6 protein-coding genes are annotated in these 2,846 nt (G+C 41.8%); 1 reads left to right on the top strand and 5 read right to left on the bottom strand.

Features of this window, described 5'->3' with window-relative positions; translation table 11 throughout:
• Positions 1-233 precede the first annotated feature (233 nt).
• On the bottom strand, positions 234-791 hold the full coding sequence (locus tag AC2VE5_RS25465; protein ID WP_486890376.1) for a tyrosine-type recombinase/integrase: 558 nt from the start codon (positions 789-791) through the stop codon (positions 234-236).
• A gap of 15 nt (positions 792-806) precedes the next feature.
• Between AC2VE5_RS25465 and AC2VE5_RS25460 the strand changes: the two genes are divergently transcribed.
• On the top strand, positions 807-1,358 hold the full coding sequence (locus tag AC2VE5_RS25460) for a hypothetical protein (protein WP_486890375.1): 552 nt from the start codon (positions 807-809) through the stop codon (positions 1,356-1,358).
• Between the two features lie 241 nt (positions 1,359-1,599).
• Here AC2VE5_RS25460 and AC2VE5_RS25455 read toward each other — a convergent pair whose 3' ends face one another.
• The 4 genes from AC2VE5_RS25455 to AC2VE5_RS25440 all read right to left on the bottom strand — a co-directional run bounded on the left by AC2VE5_RS25455 (position 1,600) and on the right by AC2VE5_RS25440 (position 2,651).
• Positions 1,600-1,743 carry a hypothetical protein gene (locus AC2VE5_RS25455; RefSeq protein ID WP_486890374.1) on the bottom strand — a complete coding sequence of 48 codons (144 nt, stop codon included), beginning with the start codon at positions 1,741-1,743 and terminating at the stop codon, positions 1,600-1,602.
• A 7-nt stretch (positions 1,744-1,750) separates the two neighbouring features.
• Positions 1,751-2,182, bottom strand: a complete 432-nt coding sequence (locus AC2VE5_RS25450; RefSeq protein ID WP_486890373.1) for a type II toxin-antitoxin system VapC family toxin — start codon at positions 2,180-2,182, stop codon at positions 1,751-1,753.
• The gene (locus tag AC2VE5_RS25445) at positions 2,169-2,414 is read right to left on the bottom strand and encodes an AbrB/MazE/SpoVT family DNA-binding domain-containing protein (protein WP_486890372.1); all 246 of its coding nucleotides are present in this window, start codon (positions 2,412-2,414) and stop codon (positions 2,169-2,171) included. The genes AC2VE5_RS25450 and AC2VE5_RS25445 overlap by 14 nt, the downstream gene beginning before the upstream one ends.
• 72 nt (positions 2,415-2,486) lie before the next feature.
• Entirely contained in the window at positions 2,487-2,651 is a 165-nt protein-coding gene (locus AC2VE5_RS25440) for a hypothetical protein (RefSeq protein WP_486890371.1), read from the bottom strand.
• Between the last annotated feature and the right edge of the window lie 195 nt (positions 2,652-2,846).

Below are 2,846 nucleotides of genomic sequence, written 5' to 3'. Positions count from 1 at the left end.
CGACTAGAGCTTTGGGTATATGTATAATCTCATACCTAGAAGTGAAAGTCAAGACTAATTGGAGACTAAGAGTCTCCCGCTATCCATCCCCTCCCTGCCTGCGGCGAGGAAGGGGAATTCCGCGAAATCCGTTAAAATGTATTATTAATATTGCTATTAATAATAGAACAGTATTACTTTTAGCCAAAACTGATATTTACTTACTGCCCATAATTTGGGATTTTCTCAAAGGCTCATTGTGCTACTTCTTCCGCACGCCGAGAAGTAACTTTTGAAGATCGCAAAGTCCTTTGAATCGTCTCATGTCCCATTAATGCACGTAGTTCGTCGATACCGCTCAAACCGACCCTTTCAGGAGCAAAGGTATGTCTCAAATCGTGGAAACGAATTCCTTCTAATTCACTTACGCCCTTAATTACCTCAAGTAGGGATTTATATGTTGTTGCGTAAGATAGACGAGAAACTTTGAGACTAAAAGGTTGTTGGGCTGTAAACAATGCCGACACGCACTGATGCCTGTAATATTTTAGGTAGTTATTTAGACTTTGTGCAGCACTTTCGCTGTAAAAACACCATCGTTGCTGATTTCGCTTACCTTTTACCTGAAACTTACGATTTTGAATATCTACACCATCTAAATCCAACGTCAATATTTCCGCGATTCTAGCCCCCGTGCTGTGTAACAAATGTATTAACGCATCCAAACGAGCATCTGGTTTAATGGTTTGGTAGAGAAGATTTAATTGTGTTGGTGTAAGATAATGCACTTCTTCATCAATCGTTTGGTGCAATTAACCCGGATTGGAGTGAAAACAACACCTGCACATATAGCGAGATTAGATGACCTAAGAAGATCTGCTACTTTGGTTGCTTTTTTGTTAGAACCATCTGCCATATTTGTTGACACGGCAATCTCAATGCACGACAAGATGATAGGTAAATTGTTCCGCCGTAGTGAAAATCAACGTAACCAAAATTTTCAACACGATGGAAAAGCTATTAATGAGAAAGTCAGGCTCTATGCTGATATAGGAGATGCTCTAATTAACGCCAGAGAGGGAAAAGGAGATGCCTATGCTGCGATTGAATCGGTGTTAAGTTGGGATAATTTTCGCAAAAGTGTTGAAGAAGCTGGGAAATTAGCACGTCCTGCGGATTTTGATTATTTTGATTTGCTCGACAGACGCTATTCCCAACTACGTAGATATACACCAACATTACTCTCAGCCTTTGAGTTTAAAGCCAGCAATCCAGCCGTAGCTATTGTTGAAGCGTTAAATTTAATCAAAGAACTAAATGATACTAATCGCCGTAATATACCGGATGATGCACCAGTTGATTTTGTCAAATCCCGATAGTTAAAATATGTGTTCAATAATGGTAAGATTGACCGTCATTATTACGAAATGTGTGTCTTAAGTCAACTCCGAGACTGTTTGCGTTCGAGGGACATTTCAGTTGTAAGTTCTCGACAGTATCAGGATTTTGAGGATTATCTTCTACCCCAAGACCAATGGCAGATTCTGTGTGACAACAATGAAATACCAGTGGCGATTTTGTTACCACTTTTGGGTGAGAAAATTAATGTCAAATTGATTGCTATAGCGTAATTAGAGCTTGGTTGCGAATAGGGGCGAGGGTTTGGCTAGTGGCAGCAATTAGGGCATCGATTTCGTGGAGGTAAAGGAATTCGCGATCGCGGCGGGATGAGTTGGGGGGGTTACGTGGAGGAAGGCTGGGCATGGAACGATTAATTTTTTGCCTGGCCGCTACCTGTTGTATTGTCGGAAGTGCATGGATACTGGAAGCCTTTTTCACCAATTAGCTTACGGTCAAAAGAATAGGTAGCAGAGCATTGGGCTTGTTGAGAGATCGCGCCAATTAAGTAATCGGAGAAATCGGCTTTTCCCACTTTCATGCGCTGTAAAGCTTGATATACGGCGGATCGATTCTCAAACTCCATTACAGGAGTAGCAAGCATAGTTTCTAAAACCTCGGAAATTTGTTGGCGAGTAAATTGGTAAGGTTTAACTCTAAGTACCCAAACTAACTCACAGAGAACAATATTGGAGAGAAAGCATAATTGCCCCTCTGCCTCAATTAACCCGGCGGCTAGTTGCCACTGCTCCAAGTCGTCTTGAGTAAGATAGCGCACTAAAATATTGGTATCAAGTCCAATCACTAGCACCCTCGGAGATTGCAGCTTCCATATTTTCAATCGTTGCGGCACCCATATCGGGACGGTGTAGCATCCCAGATAATGCTGTAACTGGTACAGTGAGGGGAATTACCTTGACCGTGCCGTTTTCATCAATTACAAAGTCAATCTTGCTGCCAATTTCTAACTTCAAATAGTCTCGGATCTCTTTAGGAATAGTTACTTGACCCTTACTTGTAATAGTCGCGTTTTTCATCAACCTACCCCCCCCCTTACTATATTTCATTACCTAATTGTAAGGTAAAAGATGACGAGAAAGAAGAATTTATTAGCTAACAATCCAAAAATCGCTTGCCTCCCGATAAAACTCCCGTTGCCTGTCCCAATTTTGCGGCTTAGGCGAATGCAATAACCCTAGCCAAACCTCTACTAGGGGAATATCTAACGCTTGCTGTAATTGCCATAGAGAAACTTTTGCCCCTTGGTGCTGCATCCAGTTAGCAATCGCCTACAGCCAGCCTTTCACCTCCAAGGTTATCCTGAAGGGAAGAGCGATTCACCTAAGCTAATCGGCATCAAAGTTGCATAATAAAAAGGTAAAGCTGATTCAAAGTAACTATGCCACCAGCAGCCAAGAATTTTTTAAGGTCGGAACAAGTCGTTCATCTACAGCAAGCCCTCAAGGAGA

The sequence above is a fragment of the Aliterella sp. E5.1 genome, from assembly GCF_057473825.1.
Note: the sequence above shows the minus strand (reverse complement) of the source record. Positions and strands in the feature narration are given on the sequence as shown.

Excerpts from the sequence above, each read along its gene's own strand:
- AC2VE5_RS25445 (WP_486890372.1), bottom strand. The coding sequence starts at position 2,414 with ATGAAAAACGCGACTATTACAAGTAAGGGTCAAGTAACTATTCCTAAA.
- AC2VE5_RS25455 (WP_486890374.1), bottom strand. The coding sequence starts at position 1,743 with ATGCCCAGCCTTCCTCCACGTAACCCCCCCAACTCATCCCGCCGCGAT.
- AC2VE5_RS25440 (WP_486890371.1), bottom strand. The coding sequence starts at position 2,651 with ATGCAGCACCAAGGGGCAAAAGTTTCTCTATGGCAATTACAGCAAGCG.